Genomic DNA, 19,210 nt, shown 5'->3' with positions numbered 1-19,210 from the left:
TCCGAACCGCGCGCTCGCGGACTTCAGGGGCGAACTTGGGTGATGTCTGCTTCGTCATGATGACCCCATCTTCTCAGGAAATGGGGCCTCCGGGAAACCCGGGGCGGTTCACCGTCGAGGGCGCCACGCCGAACCGTTTCGCCGCCGAGCGGCAGGATTGCCCGCCGTCCACCGCCGCGATTAACCGCTCACGCAAATCCAGGGAAAGAGGTGCTGTCATGCGGGCTGGCCTCCTTCACCAGCCCACATCTTGAATCAGATTTCAGCCTCGGCGGGAATCCCCCTTCGATTCCGGCCGACCGGAAAATGTTCTAGCTAACGCAAGAACCCGCCCTCTCTATGGCGTAGGCTTGAGTTTTCTTTCTGATATCAAAGCGGCAAAGTATAAAAAATTTGATACTTTAACAGCCATTGCTCATCAAATAGCTATTAATACGGAGAGGGGCTTGAGAAATCAAGCTGCATATCAATTTATTAGAAACGGTGTATTCATATTTTTCTTGGCGATAGAAATGTATGCTGTGGGAAAATTAATAGTTTCTTTCTCGTGAAAGACTGTCATGCCGCCAACAGCAACTCCCGCAACGCTCCCGCTTCGGAAATCGGAATAACGGTCGCCACGTCGCGAATGCGCCCGATGTCGTCTTCACGGTACAGCGCGCGCCGGTCATCCAACGCCGCAACGCGCTGCCCCTGCCAATCGCGCAGGTCGTAGCAGCGGGCGAACACCTCGTTGGCGCGGGTCTTCGCGTTGCTCGCGTAGCTGCTTTCGGCCGGCAAGGTGAAGACGGCGGTTTCGACGCGCGGCGCGCGGATCAGGAAATCGACGGGAACGATCACGTCGCCGCGCCCCAGCAGCTTGGCGTTCGGTTCGTAATCCAGGCCGGTGTCGTCGATCAGGCTTTCCACCTCTTCGGCGAAGCTGCCCTGTGCGGCGATGCGCTGGGTGAAGGTCAGATCGGCGACGCGAATGCACGCCTGCCCCAGGCGGATGATGCCGTGAAGCAGATCGTCGGCACTCACCATGCAGGACAACGCGCCCTTGGCGTGGGTGACGCCGTAGGTGTTCAGCACGTCTTCGGTCAACCGCTTGCGCCGCGCCGACTTCAGCGGGCGGATGTCGAGTTGATCCAGCCACAGGAAGGTGTTGCCGAAATCGGTCAAGGTCAGCGGGCCAAACTCGGACAGCAGGTCGCGGCGGTTGGCGATGAACAGATCGACCGTCGATCCATCCGGGTAGCGGAAGGCCGTGGCGATGCGCAGATGCCCCTTCGGAACGGTATCGACCGTTTCGATCAGGGGCGTGTGGTTCAGGATCGCCGCCGCTTCGTTCATCCCCATCATGGTCTTCATGCCCCGTCCGCTTCGGGAGGCACGATCAACGCACCGTCATGAATTATGTGGGCCATCCGACAGAAGGCGTCAAACACCGCGTTCTTCGACTGCCCGTTCAGGTCGCCACGGTCGATGACGCCGCGCTTCAGGTTCTCGCGCGGGCACTCGGGGGTGTGCAGCGCGTGCTTGTGACTGCGCCCGGCGGGTCTGTGCGGACGGCTGTCCACCTCAAGCCGACAGATCGGGCCGACACCCGTGATCTTGACGTTCAGCGTCTTCGCGCCGGTTTCCGAAACAATCTGCACCGTCAAGCGCGCGTCCACCCCTTCGGCGTTGACGATGGCGATGTCCTTCGCCTCCCACGCGGCGGAAATGTCGCTGCGCTGGGTCAGGCGAATGTCGCCGACGATGCGCTTGCCGGGCAGATCGCGCAGACGCTCGAACTCGTTGCGGTCCATTGTGTGTTTGCTGTCTCCGCTCCAATGGATGCACGACGTTATCCCCTTCGCCAAAGGACGGGAAGGCGGATGTTCGGTTTGGCCTAACGGTGGCGCGCGGCGGCAACGGTGCGGGCGATGTGGAAATCAATGATGCTCCGATCAGCGTTCGGCAACCGCCAACCACGGCCATCGGTGAGTTCACGGACAGTTCCGCTGTAAATTGCCGCCGGTTCGTTGGGCGTCATCGCCGTGTTGGGCATGATGCCGTTGGGAGCATCGGCCCCAAGGGTGGAAGAGGGGAGGCTGCCCGCATGAAGGCGTTCCCGCGCTTCTTCCAGCAACCGCGCGACGCCTTTGCGCACACCGGAAACGTCTAGGAATTCAGGGAAACCATAAATCGCGTAATCACAATGAATTAGCATTTTGCGGAAGTCAGATGTCGCCATCATAGTGGGACTGAAAATCCCCGTGTCGGCGGTTCGACTCCGTCCCCGGGCACCATTTTCTCTCAGTCAGATCAACGAGTTGCGAGTGATGGTGCGCTGGTCGCGCACGGCTCTGGCCGAAGCGGGCAAGCACCGTGACGCAACGCATCGTGCGTCGCCAGAGTGCGCAGCCATCCGAGCACCCACACCATCGTGGACTCAAGCGAGGCAACGGCGAAGGGCCGCGGGTGCTGCACTCAGGCGGTCATGCGACTTCGGAGATCGGAATGGCCGTCACCAAGTCGCGGATGCGCCCGATGTCGTCTTCGCGGTACAGCGCGCGCCGGTCATCCAGCGCCGCGCCGCGGTGCCCTTGCCAGTCGCGCAGATCGTAGCAGCGGGCGAACACCTCATCCGCACGGGTCTTCGCGTTGCTCGCGCAGCAGGCCGGTGTCGTCGATCAGGCTTTCCACCTCTTCGGCGACGCTGCCCTATGTGCCGATGCGCTGGGTGAAGGTCAGATCGGCGGCGCGGATGCGCGCCTGCCCCAGGCGGATGGTGCCGGGAAGCAGCTCGTCAATGCTCACCGCGTAGGACAACGCGCCCTTGGTGTGGGTGACACCGTAGGTGTTCAGCACGTCTTCGGTCAGCCGCTTGCGCCGCGCCGATTCCAGCGGGCGGATGTCGAGTTGATCCAGCCACAGGACGTATTGCCGAAAACCGTCACGGCCAGCGGGCCAAGCCCGGACACCAGGTGGCGGCGGTTGGCGACGAACAGATCGACCGTCGACGGTGCGGGGGATGCGGCCGGCACCCCGTTCCGGCGCTTTGGCGATGGCACGCCGCAGCACCAGTCCGGTCGCCGACGACCGTCTTCGCGACCCCCCCGTGCCATCGCCCGCGGCCCGTCAGGCCGCACGGATGCGGCCGAGGAAACGGTCGATTTCGGATTTGAGGACACCCGCCTGCCGACGCAGGTCGCCCGCCGCCACCTGGACGTCGCCGGCGGAGGCGTGGGTGCGGTTGGCGTCCTCGGTCACCCCGATCACGTTCGACGACACCTCCTGGGTGCCGCGCGCCGCCTCATGGGTGTTGCGGGTGATCTCGCGGGTCGCCGCCGCCTGCTCCTCGACGGCCGCCGCGATCGCCGCGGAGGTCCGGTCGATGTCACCGACGGTGTCGGCGATGCCCTGGATGGCGTCGGCGGTGAGGCGCGTGGACGCCTGGATGGCGGCGACCTGGGCGGCGATGTCCTCGGTGGCCTTGGCCGTCTGGCCGGCGAGGTTCTTCACCTCGTGGGCGACGATGGTGAACCCCTTTCCGGCCTCGCCGGCGCGGGCCGCCTCGATGGTCGCGTTGAGCGCCAGCAGGTTGGTCTGGGTGGCGATCTGCTGGATCAGGCCGACCACGTCGCCGATCTTCTGGGCGGCGTCGCTGAGGGTGCGCACGGCGTCGCTGGTCTGGTTCGCCTCGTCGACCGCCGACCGGGCGCGACCGGCGGCATGGCCGACCTGGCGGCCGATCTCGTCGATCGACGACGCCAGCTCCTCGGTGGCGGCGGCGACGGTCTGGACGTTCGCGGACGTCTGCTCCGACGCTCCGGCGACGGTGGTGGCCCGCGCCTTGGACGAATCGGCCACGCTGCTCAGGGAGTCCGCCGCCTCCTGCATGGCGTCCGCGGAGCCGGCGAAGCCGTGCAGGGCCCCGGACACGGTGGAGCCGAAGGCGGCGATGGCGGCCTCGACCTCGCGCTGGCGCCGCTGCGCGCGCTCGTGCTCGTCCCGTTGCTCCTGCTCGATCCGCAGCTTCGCTTCGGCGTTGCTCTTGAAGATGGCGAGCGCCTGGGCGAGGCGGCCGATCTCGTCGCCGCGGGCGCCGTGGGGCACGGCGATCGAGAGGTCGCCGTCGGCGACCCGGTGCATGGCCCCGGTGATCTCCTCCAGTGGCGTGGCGACGCGCTTGCGGATCACCAGGATGGCGACGGCGCCGACGGCGAGGCTCACCAGAAGCAGGATGCCCTGGATCATGACGGTCTGCCGGGCGTTGCCCGCCAGGGTGTCGGCCCGGGTGACAATGGCGTCCAGCGCCGCCTCGGCCACCCCCACCAGACGGGTGGTGCCGGCGTCGAGCGACGCGCTGAACTGAGCGGCGGTGAGGGGAGAATCCTGCCCCGCCGCGATGGCCTTCTCGATGGCGTCGCGCTGCCCGACGGTGGTCTCGAAATAGGCCTGCTCCGCGCTCTTGGCCGCGGCCGTGATGTCGGCCGGGATGCCGGGGCGCGCGAGCAGGCTGGTCACCAGCGACCAACCCGCGGCCACCTTGCCGCGCAGCTCCGCCATCTTCGCGCGGTTGTCCGGGGTGATCGCCTTCTCTTTGATCATCGCGGCGACCGGGTATTTCTCCAGCCCCGCGGCGTCACGGGTCAGGTAGGCGGCGTCCTTGATGGACGCCTGTTCCGCCATGAGGGGATCGGCGAGGCGTGCCTGGGAGGTCAGCGCGGTCGAGGTCGCCTCGAGCTGGTTGACCAGCTGGGTGATCGCCGCATTGGCCTCCTTGGCCAGCCCCTCCGGGCGTTGTTCCAGCGGGCGCGTCCCGGCCGGGTCGGCCTTGGCGCGCATCGCCTGGACCGCCTGGAGGCGGCGGGACAGTTCGCCGGACACGTCGCCGTCGGCGCAGGCGATCCGCGCGCAGATGCCGATCACGGCGTCCAGGGCCGGGCCGGCGGTGTCCCGGGCGGACTTGAGGGCGGCGATGTGGGTCGCCGTGGCGGGGTCCTTGCCCTCCAGCATCAGCCGGGTGGCCCCCCGCTCGATCCGGGTGTTCTGCAACGCCGTGAACACGTCGCGTCCGGCCCGCGCCTGCTCCGCGATGGCGTTGGCCGTCTGCCAGCGGCCGAAGGCGGTCACGAGGGTCGAGCCGAGCACACCCGCCAGCAGCAGGCACAATGCGCCGATCACGATCGTAAGGGAGGTGCCGGCGCCCATGGCGCGCCGCCCGGTTGAGGGTGAAGGCAAGGTCATCACACGGTCTCATCCTGTTGAAGCCAGGGAGGACCGCATCGCGAGGTCGGAGGGGTCCGCCTTTTCCTCACGATGTCACACGATGATTAATCAGGTCCTAAAACAATCGCCCGCACGCAAATGGTGGCCAAGTTGTCGCAAGGAGGGAATCCCTTGATGCTGAAATATTCAATGCCGCACTGCGAAAGAAAATGAACGTCGGCCCGCCCGCCACGCGGCGGCTGGCGCGGGCGGACGGGCCGCGCGACCTTGCGATCACGCGCGCACGAAGGTCAGCGACGACACCGTGGTCTGCAGGTAGGCGTTGCCGGCGGTGGTGCCCTGGCTGGTGAAGTTGGTCAGGGTGATGACGCCGCTCTGCAGGTCGAGACTGCCGGCCAGCGCCAGGGTCTGGGTGGAGCCGGGCAGCGGCGCCGTCACCGACAGCGCCTGCAGGGCCAGGGCGTCGGTGGAGGCGCGGGCGTCGGTGACGCCGCGCACCGGCTGGCTGGCGCCCCCCTGGACGAGGCTGCCCTGGACCATGCCGAGGTCGGCGTCGACCACCGACAGGGTCATGGTCAGCTCCGGCTGTTCGCGGCACCGCCAGGTGCCGTCGACCGGGTCGGTGCCGGCGCAGGCGGCGCCGACACTCGGGGCCTTGGCGGCGGCGGAGTCCGCCGTCGTCGGCAGGTACACCAGCTTGTCGATGTAGGTGCCGGGCCCGGCGAGTCCGGGGAAGGCCGTGGTGGCCACCAGGGCGTGGTTGAGCACCAGGGACTCCGGGTCGCTGCCGGACGGCGGAAGGTGCTGGCCGCCCAGGCCGGACACCCAGTGCCAACTGGGGTCGCCGGTGCCGCCGGTGACGGAGCGCCAGGACAGCGCCAGCGCCATGGGCTGGCCGGCCTGGGCCGACGGCGCCGGGCCCGCCACCCAGCCGACCACCAGGTACACCCCGGTGGAGCCGGTGTCGGACTTGTACTGGCCGATGATCCCGCCGTCGTCGCCCTGCCACAGGTCCATGGTCGAGCCGTAGGCGTTCTTCCAATGGGTGACGGTGCTCATGACTGCTCCTTCCTGTACGGCTTGGCCCGCCCGACGCTCCATCCGTCGCCACGCCCGGCGACCAGCGACCGGCCCGGCTTGTCGAACAGGTACATGGCCACCGGCGCCAGCACGTGGCGCCCGCCCTGCACCGTCACGTCGTATTCGAAGATGGTGTAGAACAGGTCCATGATGAGCGAGCCCACCAGCACCAGGTCCTTGGTGCCCAGGGGCGCGAACTGCGGCACCGTCTCGCCCATCTGCGGCCCGGCCTGGACCAGCACCTCGTAGACCGACGGCGGCACCTCCAGGTGTCCCGGGGTCCCGGCGGTGGTGACCCCCATGGTCAGGCCGATGGTGGGCTTCGACGGCAGGCTGCCGATCAGGGCCAGCGTGCCGTTCATGATGGCGTCGTCCCCCTTGAACTGGGAGGACCCGCTGTCCAGGCAGAACACCTTGTTCGTCGCCAGGGTCTGGCCACCCACCGTGTAGCGGTCGAGGCGGCAGGACCACAGGTATTCCAGCCCGGCGTACGCGGAGTAGGGCAGCCACGGCATGCGGATGCCGCTGGCGGGGTCGAACGCACCGGGGTCGATGCCGCCGATGCGGCAGCTTCCGACGCCGGTCAGCGGGTCGGTGTCGAAGGCGATGTAGGGAAAGGCCGGGTCGACGATGCCGGCGTCCATCAGGTCGGCGACGAAGAACGAGACGTTGGGGTCCACGTACTCGCTGCCCGAGGGCAGGCCGATGCCGCCGTCCCAGTCGAGCTGGGCGAACTGGGACCCGTCGTAGTCCTGGGCGGTGTAGAAGGTCGTGGGCACGGCCTGGCCCGGCGCCACGGTGATGGTGTCGCGGCCGGTCGCGACGGTCATCGTGCCCCAGGGGCCGAAGTCGACGCTCTTGGGCGTGGTCGAGATCCACTGGAAGCTGCTGGACGCCTGGTACTGGTACTGGGTGCCGCCGTAGTGCTGGCACAAATTGCCGTTGCGGGCGCACAGCGAGGACGTCATCCAGATGAAGTTGCTGCCGGAATCCAGCGCCAGCTTCATCGTCTGGGTGGCGTTGCCGATGGCCAGCTCGGTGCTCCACTGCGACGCGCCGTTGTTCTGGTACGGCCCCGCGGTCATCGGCAGCACCAGTCCCGGCGCCGCCGGCGCGGCCCGTGACGGCACGGCCAGAAAGGGCGCCGCGGCGGCGGCCAGGCCCAGGGCGCCGGCCCCCTTCAGAATGCCGCGTCGGCTGGGCCGGACCAGGTGCGGCGTGGCGCCGAGCGTCTTGGATGAAGGACCCATCATCACCGTTCCCGTCCTTGGTCGATCAAATTCATTAGCGTGCAGATAACAATGAGGGTCAATTGCTTTCGCCTTGACCTTGTTGGCGGAAAATCAGTCAAAATCCCGCTGGTGCCAGCAGCGCCAGGTTCGGTGTCCCGGCGCACCCCAGTCACCGGGTGGCGCCAGCCAACAAGGGTGGGGCGCATACTTGGGTATGCGTCCGTCACGATGGCGGCATTAGTGACCGGAGCGGATCGGCGACTCGGCTTTTGCGGCGGCGCACAATGTCGGCGCGCCGGAAAACACTGCGAATACAAATCAAAATGAGTGGACAGCGCCGGGCTGAACACCTAATCAGAAGTCCCATGAGGTGGCGGCAACGGCGCGGGCGCGTCCCGGCCTGCGGGCGGTGAACCTATGGAGATGTCTGTCTACCATCTGCAGGACATCCTTCATCGCAGTGACCAGACGGTGGTGTTCCGGGCGTTGCGGCGCACCGACGGGCTGCCGGTGGTGGTGAAGCGGCTCGGCCCCGACGTTCTGGATCCGTCCACCGTGGCGCAGCTCCGCCGCGAGTTCGCCATCGCCCGGCGCCTGGCCGGTCCGGGCGTGGTGCGCATGCTGGCGTTCGATTGCGGCGCCGACGGGTGCGACATCGTGATGGCCGACAGCGGGGGGCGCAGCCTGGCCCACCACCGCCGCGAGCGGGCGCTGACGGTGCCGGAGGTGCTGCGGATCGGCGCGCGCGTGGCCGAGGCGCTGGTCGGCATCCACGCGGGCAACGTCGTCCACAAGGACATCAACCCCGCCAACATCGTGTGGAACCCCGACAGCGACGCGGTGGAGGTGATCGATTTCGGCATCGCCGCCGAACTCGCCAGCGAGAGCGCCCCGGCCGACGACGCCCGCCTGGAGGGGACGCTGTCCTACATCGCGCCCGAGCAGACGGGGCGCATGAACCGCAGCCTCGACTGGCGCAGCGACCTCTACGCCCTGGGCGCGACGCTCTACGACCTGCTGACCGGACGCCCGCCGTTCGGCGGCCGCGACCGGCTGGAGGTGATCCACGGCCACATCGCCCGCCCGCCGGAGCCGCCGCACCGCATCGACCCGGCGATTCCGCCGACGGTGTCCGCCCTGGTCCTGAAGCTGCTGGCCAAGGAGCCGGAGCAGCGCTACCAGAGCGCGCGCGGCGTCCAGCACGATCTGGAGCTGTGCCGGGCCGCCCTCGTCGCCGGGGTGCCGGAGCGGCTGGACGGCCTGACGCTGGGCGGCGGCGACCGGTCGCCGCGCTTCCAGGTGCCGGAGCGGCTGTACGGCCGCGGCTCCGAGGTGGCCGGCCTGACCGCCAGTTTCCGCCGTGCCGCCGCCGGCCGGGCCGAGCTGCTGCTGGTGATCGGCCCCGCCGGCATCGGCAAGTCGGTGCTGGTGCAGGAGGTGCAGAAGCCGCTCACCGAGGTGCGCGGCTGGTACGCCGCCGGAAAGTTCGACCAGCTCAAGCGCACGACCCCCTATTCGGCCCTCGTCCAGGCCTTGACCGGCATCGCCGGCCTGCTGCTGGCCGAACCGGAGGCGGTGCTGGAGCGGCGCCGGGCGACCCTGGCGGCGGCGGTCGGCGTCAACGGACGGGTGGTGACCGATCTGGTGCCGGCCTTCGCCACCGTGCTGGGCGACACGCCGTCCCTGCCGGCGGTGACGCCGGCCGAGAGCGAGCAACGCTTCCAGCTCACCCTCCAGAACCTGTTCATCGCCCTGGCCACCGCCGAGCGGCCTCTGGTCCTCTTCCTCGACGACCTGCAATGGGCCGACCGGGCGTCGTTGGCGGTGCTGGGCAAGCTGGCCACCGATCCGGACATGGGCCACCTGCTGGTGATCGGCGCCAGCCGCCCCGAGGGCCTGACGCCGGGTCATCCCCTGGCCGCCCTGGTCGGCGAGATCAACCGTGCGGGCGGGACCGTCACCACCGTCGCCGTCGGAGCGTTGGGGCTGCGCGACGTGGAGGCCCTGATCGCCGACACGGTGCACCGCGACGACCCGGAGACCGCCTCCCTGGCCGCGTTGTGCCACCGCAAGACCGAGGGCAATCCCTTTTTCCTGTCGCAGTTCCTGCGCGCGCTCTTCCATGCCGGGCTGATCCACCAGGACCCCGGCAGCGGGCGCTGGACGTGGGACGCGGGCCGCATCGGCGCCCGCGACAGCACCGAGAACGTCATCGACCTGATGGTCGCCCGGCTTCTCCGCCTCGCCCCGGGGACGGTCGACATCGTCAGCCGCGCCGCCTGCATCGGCAACGTCTTCGACCTCGCCCTGCTCAGCGTCGCCGCCGACGCCCCGCCGGCGCGGGTCGGCGCGGCGCTGTGGCCGGCGCTGCGCGAAGGCGTGGTGCTGCCGCTCGACCGCGACTACCGCACGCTCTCCGCGCCCGGCGCGGGCGTGGGAACGGGGACGGCTGGCGACGGTGACGGCGGCGCCGACGGCGCGTCGCCCAGCGTCCGCTTCCGCTTCCTCCACGACCGCGTACAGCAGGCGGCGTACTCCCTGGTCGACGCGGACGAGCGCGCGGCCGTCCATCTGCGGCTCGGGCGCCGTCTGCGCGCGGCGGCCCCGGCCGGGCAGACCGGCGACCGGCTGTTCGAGATCGTCGACCAGCTGAACCTGGGCCTGGACGGCATCGCCGACCCCGAAGAGCGGCACGCGGTGGTCGGGCTCAACCTCGATGCGGCCCGGCGTGCCAGGGGGCGGGCGGCGTTCGAATCGGCGCTCGGCTACGCCCGCGCCGGCCTCGCCATCCTCGACGCGGCGACGGAGGAGGGGGCCGGGACCGCCACGGCCGGTGGCGGCGCCACCGACGAAACCGCCTTGGCCCTGCTGGACGAGGCGACCACCGCCGCCTTCATGACGGGCGACCACGCGGCGATGGAGGCGTACGCCGCGGCGCTCCTCGCCCGCACCTCCGACGGCCTGCGGCAGGCCACCGTTCAGGCGGTCCGGATGAGCGCGCGGCTGACCCGCGGCGAGGCGGAGGCGGCGCTGGCCATCGGGCTGGCGGCGCTGGGGGCGGTCGGCATCCGCATCCCGGCCTCCGTCGGGCGGCTGCGGGCCGCCGTGGAACGGCTGCGCGGCGCCCGTCTGGTCCGCGGTCGTCAGGAGCGTCCGGCGTCCGCCGCCGCCGAGCCCGGGCGTTACGCCGGCCTGTGCGACCTGCTGACGTCGCACATCAGCCCGATCCACACGGCCCGCCCCGACCTCATGCTGCCGCTGGCGGTCCGGCTGCTCGCCTGGAGCGGGCGGACCGGCGACCCCGGCGTTCAGAGCATCGCCCGGGCCTTCTGGGGCATGACCTGCGCCGCGGCGGGCGATCTCGCAGGGGCGATCCGCGCCTTCGCCGACACCGCCGACGAGCCGGAGGACCACTCCGGCGCGGCGCTGTTCGCGCGCACCCCGCAAGGGGTGTACCTGAAGCTGTTCTTCAGCGGCCAATGGTCGCTGCCGTGGACGGCGCAGCACGAGCAGGCGCGCCGGCTGAGCCGCCAATGCCTGGAGCGCGGCGACCTGGAGTTCGGCGGTTACGCCGCCGCCAACGCGCCCTGGTGCGCCTGGCACGCCGGCCACGACCTCGCGGCCCTGGAGGCGGAGCTGGGCGACACGCTGCACCTGCTGGAGCGCATCGGCAACCGCTACAACGAGCTGCACCTGCGCGCCCTGTGGCAGGCCGTGGCCATCCTGCGGACCGGCGCGGAGCGGCCGGAGCGCCTGGACGGCCCGCTGTTGAACCAGGAGGAGGCGTTCCGTGCGATGCGCCAGGGCGGCCTGTACGTGCCGCTGGCCCTGGCCTGCGGCGCCAAGCTCCAGCTCGCGCTGTTCTTCGACCGCGGCGGCGACGCCCGCGCGGCCCTGGCGGAGATCGAATCGACGCTGGACGTCGACAGCGCCGTCAAGGACGGGATGCTGCGTCCCAGTTTCGAGTTCTACCGGGCGCTGGCACTGGCGGGCGGGCCGCAGGGATCGCTGCGCGAGCGCATGGCGGCCCGCCGCGCCCTGGCGCGGGCGATCCGCGCCTTCCAGGCGTGGAACGGCCTGTCGCCGGCCTTGCACGGGCATCGCAGTCTGCTGCTGCGGGCCGAGGCGGCGCGGGTGGGGCGCCGCCCGGCGGCCGCCGCGGCGCTGTACGAGCAGGCGATCGCCGCCGCCGCCGCCGCCGGGGCCGTGCATGAGGAGGGGCTGGCCGCCGAACGGGCGGCGGCGTTCCACGCGGCGCGCGGCGCCGCGCCGGCCGCGCGCGGCTGCCGCCTGCGCGCGCGCAACGCCTACCGCCGCTGGGGAGCGCTGGCCAAGGTGCGCGACCTCGACCGCGTGTTCCCCGACCTCGTCGCCGATCACGGCGCGCCCGCGGCGGCGGCGGCGGGCCCGTCCGGCCCGCTGCGCGGTGGCGACCCGGCGACGGTGACGGCCAGCACGTCGGTGTCGACCAGCGGCGAGGGGCTGGCCGGCGGCCTCGACTTCGAGGCGGTGATGACGGCCGCCCGGGCCATCACCGGAGAGATCCACCGCGAGGCCTTGCTGGAGACGCTGCTGCGCACGGTGCTTCACCTCGCCGGTGCCGGGCGGGGGGTGCTGCTGCTCCAGACGGGCGGCCGGCTTGCCGTGGTGGCGGAGGCCGACGCCGCGCATGGCCGCTTCCGGGTGCTGGCGGACCCGGTGGCGCTGGGCGACGGGGCCGGGCCGGGGGTGCCCGTCGCCATCGTCAGCTACGCCGCGCGCACCGGGGACAACGTGGTGCTGTCCGACGCCGCCGCCGACGTCCGGTTCGCCGACGACCCGGACGTGCAGGTCCGGCGGCCCCGCTCGGTCCTGTGCATCCCGCTGATGCACCAGGGCACGCTGGTGGGCGTGCTGCACCTGGAGAACAACCTGGCCACCGACGCCTTCGTCAACCAGCGCCTGGAGGCACCCCGCCTGCTCGCCGCGCAGATCGCCATCAGCCTGGAGAACGCGCGTCTGTACGGGGAGCTCAACCGCTTCAACCGGTCCCTGGAGGCCCAGGTTGCGGAGCGCACGCACGCCCTGCAGATCGCCCTGGACGGCGAGCGCATGGCGCACGAGCAACTCCGCGCCGCGCAGAAGCAGCTCGTCCAGGCGGAGAAGCTGATCGCGCTCGGCCAGATGATGGCCGGCGTCGCCCACGAGATCAACACGCCCCTGGGCATCGCCATCACCAGCGCCACCTTCCTGGCCGACGAGACGGGCCGCCTCAAGGCCACGGCCATGGCGGGGCGCCTGCGCCGCCATGATTTCGACGCCTACATGGAAACGGCGGAGGAGACGACCGGCCTGCTGGTGTCCAACCTCGGGCGCACCGCCGACCTGGTGCAGAGCTTCAAGCTGGTGGCCGCCGACCAGAGCACGGACGAGCGGCGCCGCTTCCACGTGCAGCCGTACCTGGACGACCTTCTGAACAGCCTCGGACCCTTGTGGAAGAAGGCCGGGCACCGGGTGGACCTGGCCTGCCCGGGGGCGCTGGAGCTCGACGGCTATCCCGGCGTTCTGGCGCAGATCCTGACCAACCTCATCGTGAACTCGATCACCCACGCCTACGACGCCGGCGCGGGCGGGCGCCTGTCGGTGGTCGTGACCGAACCCGATCCGGACACCGTGGAGATCGTCTACGCCGACGACGGCCGGGGCATCGGCGAGGAGAGCCGGGGGCGGGTGTTCGATCCCTTCTACACGACCCGGCGCAGCACCGGCAGCACCGGGCTGGGCCTGCACATCGTCCACAACCTGGTGACCGCCACCCTGCACGGCCGCATCGACCTGGACAGCGCGCCCGGGCGGGGCACCCGCTTCACCATCCGCTTCCCCCGGGTGCCGCCGGTCGGCGGATGAGCGCGGACCGGCGACCCCGACGGTTCGGCCGGTCGCGCCGTGCCGACGACGCGACATCGGCGTTGCGCGCCGCCGCATTCCCGGCGAGGATGGGGCGAATAGCCGCACCTTTATTAAGGAGATCCCCATGGCAGGCTTCGACAACCCGCAGGGCCCGGAAGGGGTCGTCACCACCCTGATCGAAACCGCCGCCAAGGCCCTGGACGACCTGTCCGACGCCGCCGGCGAGGTGGCCCCCGATGTCGGCGACCTGGCCGCGGTGCTGGTGGAGGCGCAGCGGGTCGCCGACCGCGCCGCCCGGGACCTGCGGCGCCTGAGCGGGAAGGTGACGGCCGCGGTTTGATTCACCTCAATGCGACCCCCTGCGCAAATGCGACTAATTCGCTATATTGAGGGCGGCAACGCCGCTCGGCGGCGCGCAGGGGAGAGGGTACGGTGCGACAGGTGACGATACGGGATTGCGGGTCGCGGGTGGCGGCGGTGGGGCTCCTGCTGGCCGCGCTGGGCGGCATGGTCTACGACGGGGCGACGGCCGCCCCGGCGGCGGCGCCGAAGGCGGCTTCGGCGGCGGTGCCGACCACGCGCGAGGGGCTGGGCGAGGCGCTCTACTTCGACACCAACCTGTCGGCCAACCGGACCCAGTCCTGCGCCACCTGCCATGACCCGCAGTTCGGCTTCGCCGACCCGCGCGGCGCGGCGTCGCCGGGCGACAACGGCACGTCGCTGGGCGACCGCAACGCGCCGTCCGCCGCCTACGCCCGGTTCAGCCCCGCCTTCGCCATCGCGCCGGACGGCACGGCGGTGGGCGGGCAGTTCCATGACGGCCGCGCCGCCACCTTGAAGGACCAGGCGGCCGGCCCGCCGCTCAACCCGGACGAGATGGGCATGACCTCCAAGACCCAGGTCCTGGAGCGGCTGACGGAGAACCGCGCCTATGTCCAGGCCTTCGCCAAGCTGTACGGGCCGGAGGTGCTGGACGACGCGGACGCCGCCTACGACGCCATGACCGATGCCATCGCCCGGTTCGAGCAGACCGACCTGTTCGCCCCCTTCGACTCCAAGTACGACCGCCACCTCGCCGGCACGTACACGATGACCCCGCAGGAGGAGCTGGGCATGACCCTGTTCTTCTCCCAGCAGTTCACCAACTGCAACACCTGCCACCAGCTCGCCAAGATGCCCGCGGCGGCGCGGGAGACCTTCACCAATTACGAATACCACAACATCGGCGTGCCGGCGAACACGGCCCTGCGGGCGCAGAACGGCAAGGGCGCCGGGCATGTCGACCGCGGGCTTCTGGAGAACCCGGCGGTGAACGATCCGGCCCAGGCCGGCAAGATCAAGACGCCGACCCTGCGCAACGTCGCGGTCACCGGCCCCTACATGCACAACGGCCTCTTCAAGGACCTCGAGACGGTGGTGCGGTTCTACAACAAGTACAACAGCATCGCCGACTCCAGCCGGCTCAACCCGGAGACCGGGCAGCCCTGGGGCGACCCCGAGGTGCCGGGGACCGTGTCGACGGAGGAACTGGAGACCGGCCCCGCGCTCGACGACAAGCGGGTCGCGGCGCTGGTCGCCTTCCTGAAGACCCTGACCGACAAGCGGTACGAGCATCTGCTGACGCCGTGACCGGGGGGGCCGGGCTCACGCGCGCGGCAGCCGGGCGATCAGGCGGGCGATCAGTCGGGCGACCTCGGCATCGGGGCGGCTGTTGCCCTCGCGCACCAGGACGAAGAGCTTGTCGGCGTCGACGGCGGTGTCGGGCGGTGGGTTGCAGCGGGTGGTCCCGTCGGCGCGGGCGCGGTAGGCGATCGCCACGCCGATGTCGTGGCGCACCAGTTGGCTCACCACCTCGGCCCAGCGCACCCCCTGGACGCGCACGTCGTAGCGCCAGCATTCGTCGCCCCGGCTGGTGAAGAGATCCTCCAGGATGTCCTCGGTGCCGGGCGCGACCAGGGCGCGCACGATCATTTCGGGATAACCGCGCATGGGGCGGACAAGGATGTCGGCGCCCGCCGCGCGCAGGCGCGGGCGGTCGGTGTCGTTGACGCATTCCGCCAGCCGCAGGCCTCTGGCCCCGATCTCGCCCAGGCGGTGCAGCACGTCGAAGGCATGGACATCCGAGGACCGGTCCATCTCGTCGCGGGCCAGGACCACGACGAACCGCGCATCGGCCGCCCCGGCCGCGCGCAGCACCCCGGGCTCGCTGGCCGACCCGTCGACGTGCACGGCGCCGAGGTCCAGCAGCGCCTGCGGGAGGCCGTCGGCGAACGCCTTGGTCACGATCAGCACGGGCAGCGTCCGCAACCGCCGGCTTCGCCGAAACTCGGACAGCAGGCGGCACAGGTACGGCTCGGGATTCTCGGCGGGCGCGTTCAGCACCAGAATGTGATCCTTCATCTTCCACCTCCACCGCCCCTTGCGCATGAGGAACCGCCGTTCGGCGCGGTACTCGAAATAGGTCGCCGCCGCTTCGAACAGCACGAAGATGCCCCCGACGTACAGGAGGACCACCGTCGCTGCCCGCCCCCACGGGGTCGCCGCGGCGTAGTCGCCATAGCCGACCGTCGTCATGGTGGTGAGGGTCAGCCAGACGGCGTCGCCCGGGTCCATGCCCTCCAGCGACACCATGGCGGCGGTGTGCAGCGCCGCCATCAGCAGGAGGAAGCCGACGAAGCGGCCCAGGGTGCGCCGACGGTCCAACGGCCCGACGAGGCGGGCGAAGGGGCGGATCGGCGGGTGGGGAAGCCCTTTGGGCACGAGGCACACCATGTCGGGAGCGGTCGGTCGGGAACGCCGTGCCGCCGCCCCCCGTTCCCCGCCTGCCCAACCGGCCCGGCGCCGGTTGTCAACAGGCGGCGGGGCGGCGGGGCGGTGGCGCCACTTGCTGCCATACCACCCCGAATTGCAACGAATTGACACGGAAGCCACCCGGAAGCGGCGTGGCAAGAGCAACGAAAACAACGTGTTGGGAGAGACTCTCCAGGCTTCGGCGGCTCCGCGATGGGGGGCGGCGGCGCGCGCATCGGTGGTGCCGCTCCTTTGTCAACAGACTTATCCACACGCGCAGGGCGGCGTGCCCTTGGACCACGCCCTGCCGAAGGGCGTGGTTCGGCGGGTCGGTTCCGGCGTTTGGAATAGGTTGTTCGGCCCCGGTGAAATCTCCCCGTGCGTCGCTATATTCGAAAGCCTGTCCAAGCCGGCCCCGTCGGGGGCCGGCGGCGGCGCGACGAAGGAGGTGCCCATGCAGGATGTCCTGAGGACGTCTTGTCGGCCGCCGTCCGGCAACGGGCGCAGCGGCGGCGACCGCGCCTGGGGGCGCCCGCCCGCCTATGTGGCGCACAGTCTGGCGGCCATCTTCATGGTGGCTCTGGCGTGCCACCTGCTGCTCGAACTCGCGGTGCTCGTCGACCCCGCCGACCCCCTGGGACTGCTGACCGTGGCTGGCGGCATGGTCGCCGTGCTGGTCACCACGCTGCCCTTCGCCGTGGTGTTCGCCGAGCGCGCCCATCGCGACTGGTCGGGGGCACCGGCCCCGGGGGCCGTGGCGCGCCGCGGCTGACGGGGCGGCCCCGCCACGGGTCGCTCACTTTCCTGAACGATGGCCCACAAAGCACTGACGCCGCGTGGGGCGGTGGCGGTACAATCCCGTCACGAGGCATGCGGCGGGGAAGGGGTGGGGCATGGGATTCTTTGACTTCCTGAAGGTCACGGTTCGCGCCCCGAAGAAGGCCGCGGCGGGCGCAGCGGCGAAGCCGTCGCCGCTTGGCGCCATCGAGGTGGACAGCAAGTCGTTTCCGTTGGTGGCGTTGACCGCCAACGGCTTCGTCGCGAACCGCTTCGACGGATCGCTGATCACCGGGCAGAACGCGCGGGTGGTGGTCAAGGTGGAGAGTCCGATGGGACGCTTCAGCTTTCCCACCACCGTGTCGGTGGTCGGTGTCCAGGACGACAAGCTGATCGGCGAGTTCCAGTTGCTGACCCCCGAGCAGGAGCAGACCCTGCGCAAGTTCAGCCAGCTGCGCAAGCAGAAGACGGCCGCGCGCTGACGGCTGATCCGCTCACGGTTCATCCGCTTACGGGCGGGCGGTGTTTCCGATCGGCACGTTGGCGCTGACCACCGGCTCGTTGACCGACATCGGCGTGGCCACCATCCGCATCCGCTCGATCCATTCGGACAGGGTGACGAACTCGCACCCCTTGGCGCGCAGGCCGGCGATGACTCCGGGAAGGGCCGAGACCGAACTGGCGTAGGTCGAGTGCATGAGCAGGACGCTGGCGGTGCCGTCGGCGGTCATCACATGCTCCACGATCTTGTCCGGGTCCCGCACCTGCCAGTCGCGCGTGTCGACGTTCCACAAGACCGGCACCATGCCCTCGTTGCGGATGGTCGAAAGCAGTTCCGTCGTGTAGCGCCCGTAGGGCGGGCGGAACAGCACCGGGTTGGCGCCCATGCCGCGCAGGATGCGGTTGGCCTCGACGATCTCGAACCGCTGCGCGGCGGCCGGCATCGGCCGCAGGTTGGCGTGGGTGAGGCTGTGGCTGCCGATCTCGTGGCCGGACGCAAGGAACGCCTTGACGATGTCCGGCTGCTTGGCGGCGACGCGGGCGATCGGGAAATAGGTGGCGCGGACCTTTTCGCGGTCCAGGATCTCGAGGATCTTCGGGGTGTGGATCCGGTGCGGGCCGTCGTCAAAGGTCAGGGCGCAGAGATTCCACTCCGACCGCCGCAGCACCGCCGGAGCCACCTCGAACTTGGTGTCGGGCAGCACGGCGCCGAGGCGGCCGCCCAGGCGCCGCGACCGCTTGGCGATCTCCACCAGTTCGCCCGCCTCGTCGGGGGTGTAGTAGTAGGTGCCGTCGCCCGGGACGGCTGACGAATCCGGCCCGGCGTGCGCCACCGCCGGAAGGAGCGGCGGCACGGCGATCGCCGGCTCGGCCGGCGACGCCGTCTCCGGCTCCGCCGGTTCGGCCGCGGCGGTTTCGCGGGCCGCGGTTCCCCCGGACGGGTCTCGGGCCGGCGGGTCCGGCTTCACCATCGGCAGCGGCGCGAAGGCGATGTCCTGTCCGGCGTCCGGCCTGCCGCGGTCCGGCTTGCTGGCCGGCGTCGGCGCGTCCGGCACGGCATCGGTGGTGGGCGGGGTGGCCTCGCCGGCGTCGGGGAACGGCGCGTCGCGCAGCACCAGACAGCCGAAACCGGCTCCCACCATGCGCCGGCACAGGGCGGTCGCGTCGACGCCCGCGGCCAGCGCCGCCCGGAGGGCGAATCCGGACGAGGGATCGGGGGCAAGCGGCACCACCTGGGCGTCGAGCCCCTCGGCCAGCGCGGGACGGTTGCGATTGAGCTTCTTCCAGGCCCACCAGGCGCTGCCCTCGTCGGCGAACAGCCCGAGTTGCAGCACCGTCGCGCCGGCGGCGGGCGGCTGTGCGGCGACCGCCGGCAGCGCCCCGGCGGCGGCGGCGGCGATCGCCAGCCAGGCCGCCGCGACGGCGCCCAACCCGCTCCGGCGGCGGATGCCCGCCGTCGGGGAGGCCGTCGATCGGAGGGGCAGGCGGAACGGGGTGGGGAGCGGCGCGTCAGGCAATGGGTGGTCTCGATGGGTTTCGTCCGCGATCCCGAAACGTGCCCGCGGCAGGGGTCGACAGTCCCTGTGCGTACCACCCCACATTGGGTACTTCCAACAGCAAAAGGCCTTCATTTTCGACATAAGCCGTCTTTTCCGCACGGCGTTGCCCACACGATACGGTCGGCCGGCGCCGCCGGTGCGCAGGATGTGGCCGCGCCGCCGGATGTGCGGCGCGGGGTG

At 70.6% G+C, this 19,210-nt stretch carries 15 protein-coding genes and 1 pseudogene; 5 read left to right on the top strand and 11 right to left on the bottom strand.

Annotated features, from left to right (window positions below; genetic code table 11):
* Positions 1 to 103 precede the first annotated feature (103 nt).
* The 9 genes and pseudogenes from AC6H2I_RS26335 to AC6H2I_RS26295 all read right to left on the bottom strand — a co-directional run.
* Positions 104 to 220 (bottom strand): annotated as a pseudogene (locus tag AC6H2I_RS26335) (IS630 family transposase); the annotation flags it as partial.
* 338 nt (positions 221 to 558) lie between these two features.
* Positions 559 to 1,353, bottom strand: a complete 795-nt coding sequence (locus AC6H2I_RS26330; RefSeq protein ID WP_497503741.1) for a DUF1828 domain-containing protein — start codon at positions 1,351 to 1,353, stop codon at positions 559 to 561.
* The gene (locus AC6H2I_RS26325) at positions 1,350 to 1,793 is read right to left on the bottom strand and encodes a hypothetical protein (protein WP_497503740.1); all 444 of its coding nucleotides are present in this window, start codon (positions 1,791 to 1,793) and stop codon (positions 1,350 to 1,352) included. The genes AC6H2I_RS26330 and AC6H2I_RS26325 overlap by 4 nt, the downstream gene beginning before the upstream one ends.
* An 83-nt stretch (positions 1,794 to 1,876) precedes the next feature.
* The gene (locus tag AC6H2I_RS26320; RefSeq protein WP_497503739.1) at positions 1,877 to 2,224 is read right to left on the bottom strand and encodes a hypothetical protein; all 348 of its coding nucleotides are present in this window, start codon (positions 2,222 to 2,224) and stop codon (positions 1,877 to 1,879) included.
* 241 nt (positions 2,225 to 2,465) lie between these two features.
* On the bottom strand, positions 2,466 to 2,609 hold the full coding sequence (locus tag AC6H2I_RS26315) for a hypothetical protein (RefSeq protein WP_497503738.1): 144 nt from the start codon (positions 2,607 to 2,609) through the stop codon (positions 2,466 to 2,468).
* 82 nt (positions 2,610 to 2,691) lie between these two features.
* Positions 2,692 to 3,051, bottom strand: coding sequence for a DUF1828 domain-containing protein (locus tag AC6H2I_RS26310; RefSeq protein WP_497503737.1), 360 nt, complete (start codon positions 3,049 to 3,051; stop codon positions 2,692 to 2,694).
* 57 nt (positions 3,052 to 3,108) lie between these two features.
* Positions 3,109 to 5,220 carry a methyl-accepting chemotaxis protein gene (locus AC6H2I_RS26305; RefSeq protein ID WP_497503736.1) on the bottom strand — a complete coding sequence of 704 codons (2,112 nt, stop codon included), beginning with the start codon at positions 5,218 to 5,220 and terminating at the stop codon, positions 3,109 to 3,111.
* Positions 5,221 to 5,475: 255 nt separating this feature from the next.
* The gene (locus AC6H2I_RS26300; protein WP_497503735.1) at positions 5,476 to 6,261 is read right to left on the bottom strand and encodes a hypothetical protein; all 786 of its coding nucleotides are present in this window, start codon (positions 6,259 to 6,261) and stop codon (positions 5,476 to 5,478) included.
* Complete coding sequence (locus AC6H2I_RS26295; protein ID WP_497503734.1) at positions 6,258 to 7,535, bottom strand: pepsin-like aspartic protease; 1,278 nt, start codon at positions 7,533 to 7,535, stop codon at positions 6,258 to 6,260. Before AC6H2I_RS26295 ends, AC6H2I_RS26300 begins: the two co-directional genes overlap by 4 nt.
* Positions 7,536 to 7,937: 402 nt before the next feature.
* Between AC6H2I_RS26295 and AC6H2I_RS26290 the strand changes: the two genes are divergently transcribed.
* The 3 genes from AC6H2I_RS26290 (at position 7,938) to AC6H2I_RS26280 (ending at position 15,032) form a co-directional block, all read left to right on the top strand.
* Complete coding sequence (locus AC6H2I_RS26290) at positions 7,938 to 13,400, top strand: trifunctional serine/threonine-protein kinase/ATP-binding protein/sensor histidine kinase (RefSeq protein WP_497503733.1); 5,463 nt, start codon at positions 7,938 to 7,940, stop codon at positions 13,398 to 13,400.
* Between the two features lie 127 nt (positions 13,401 to 13,527).
* Positions 13,528 to 13,743 carry a hypothetical protein gene (locus AC6H2I_RS26285; protein WP_497503732.1) on the top strand — a complete coding sequence of 72 codons (216 nt, stop codon included), beginning with the start codon at positions 13,528 to 13,530 and terminating at the stop codon, positions 13,741 to 13,743.
* A gap of 101 nt (positions 13,744 to 13,844) precedes the next feature.
* The gene (locus tag AC6H2I_RS26280; protein WP_497503731.1) at positions 13,845 to 15,032 is read left to right on the top strand and encodes a cytochrome-c peroxidase; all 1,188 of its coding nucleotides are present in this window, start codon (positions 13,845 to 13,847) and stop codon (positions 15,030 to 15,032) included.
* 15 nt (positions 15,033 to 15,047) lie between these two features.
* Here the strand turns inward: AC6H2I_RS26280 and AC6H2I_RS26275 are convergent, their stop codons facing one another.
* On the bottom strand, positions 15,048 to 16,163 hold the full coding sequence (locus AC6H2I_RS26275; protein ID WP_497503730.1) for a potassium channel family protein: 1,116 nt from the start codon (positions 16,161 to 16,163) through the stop codon (positions 15,048 to 15,050).
* Between the two features lie 484 nt (positions 16,164 to 16,647).
* Between AC6H2I_RS26275 and AC6H2I_RS26270 the strand changes: the two genes are divergently transcribed.
* The gene (locus tag AC6H2I_RS26270; protein WP_497503729.1) at positions 16,648 to 16,965 is read left to right on the top strand and encodes a hypothetical protein; all 318 of its coding nucleotides are present in this window, start codon (positions 16,648 to 16,650) and stop codon (positions 16,963 to 16,965) included.
* Between the two features lie 121 nt (positions 16,966 to 17,086).
* A complete protein-coding gene (locus AC6H2I_RS26265) occupies positions 17,087 to 17,452 on the top strand; it encodes a hypothetical protein (RefSeq protein ID WP_497503728.1) in 366 nt (121 codons plus the stop codon).
* Positions 17,453 to 17,479: 27 nt separating this feature from the next.
* Here AC6H2I_RS26265 and AC6H2I_RS26260 read toward each other — a convergent pair whose 3' ends face one another.
* Positions 17,480 to 18,901, bottom strand: coding sequence for a polysaccharide deacetylase family protein (locus AC6H2I_RS26260; protein WP_497503727.1), 1,422 nt, complete (start codon positions 18,899 to 18,901; stop codon positions 17,480 to 17,482).
* Between the last annotated feature and the right edge of the window lie 309 nt (positions 18,902 to 19,210).

Source organism: Azospirillum sp. NS33 (genome assembly GCF_059703765.1).
Note: the sequence above shows the minus strand (reverse complement) of the source record. Positions and strands in the feature narration are given on the sequence as shown.

Excerpts from the sequence above, each read along its gene's own strand:
- AC6H2I_RS26325 (WP_497503740.1), bottom strand. The coding sequence starts at position 1,793 with ATGGACCGCAACGAGTTCGAGCGTCTGCGCGATCTGCCCGGCAAGCGC.
- AC6H2I_RS26305 (WP_497503736.1), bottom strand. The coding sequence starts at position 5,220 with ATGACCTTGCCTTCACCCTCAACCGGGCGGCGCGCCATGGGCGCCGGC.
- AC6H2I_RS26330 (WP_497503741.1), bottom strand. The coding sequence starts at position 1,353 with ATGAAGACCATGATGGGGATGAACGAAGCGGCGGCGATCCTGAACCAC.
- AC6H2I_RS26265 (WP_497503728.1), top strand. The coding sequence starts at position 17,087 with ATGGGATTCTTTGACTTCCTGAAGGTCACGGTTCGCGCCCCGAAGAAG.
- AC6H2I_RS26290 (WP_497503733.1), top strand. The coding sequence starts at position 7,938 with ATGTCTGTCTACCATCTGCAGGACATCCTTCATCGCAGTGACCAGACG.
- AC6H2I_RS26300 (WP_497503735.1), bottom strand. The coding sequence starts at position 6,261 with ATGAGCACCGTCACCCATTGGAAGAACGCCTACGGCTCGACCATGGAC.
- AC6H2I_RS26270 (WP_497503729.1), top strand. The coding sequence starts at position 16,648 with ATGCAGGATGTCCTGAGGACGTCTTGTCGGCCGCCGTCCGGCAACGGG.
- AC6H2I_RS26285 (WP_497503732.1), top strand. The coding sequence starts at position 13,528 with ATGGCAGGCTTCGACAACCCGCAGGGCCCGGAAGGGGTCGTCACCACC.
- AC6H2I_RS26295 (WP_497503734.1), bottom strand. The coding sequence starts at position 7,535 with ATGATGGGTCCTTCATCCAAGACGCTCGGCGCCACGCCGCACCTGGTC.
- AC6H2I_RS26320 (WP_497503739.1), bottom strand. The coding sequence starts at position 2,224 with ATGATGGCGACATCTGACTTCCGCAAAATGCTAATTCATTGTGATTAC.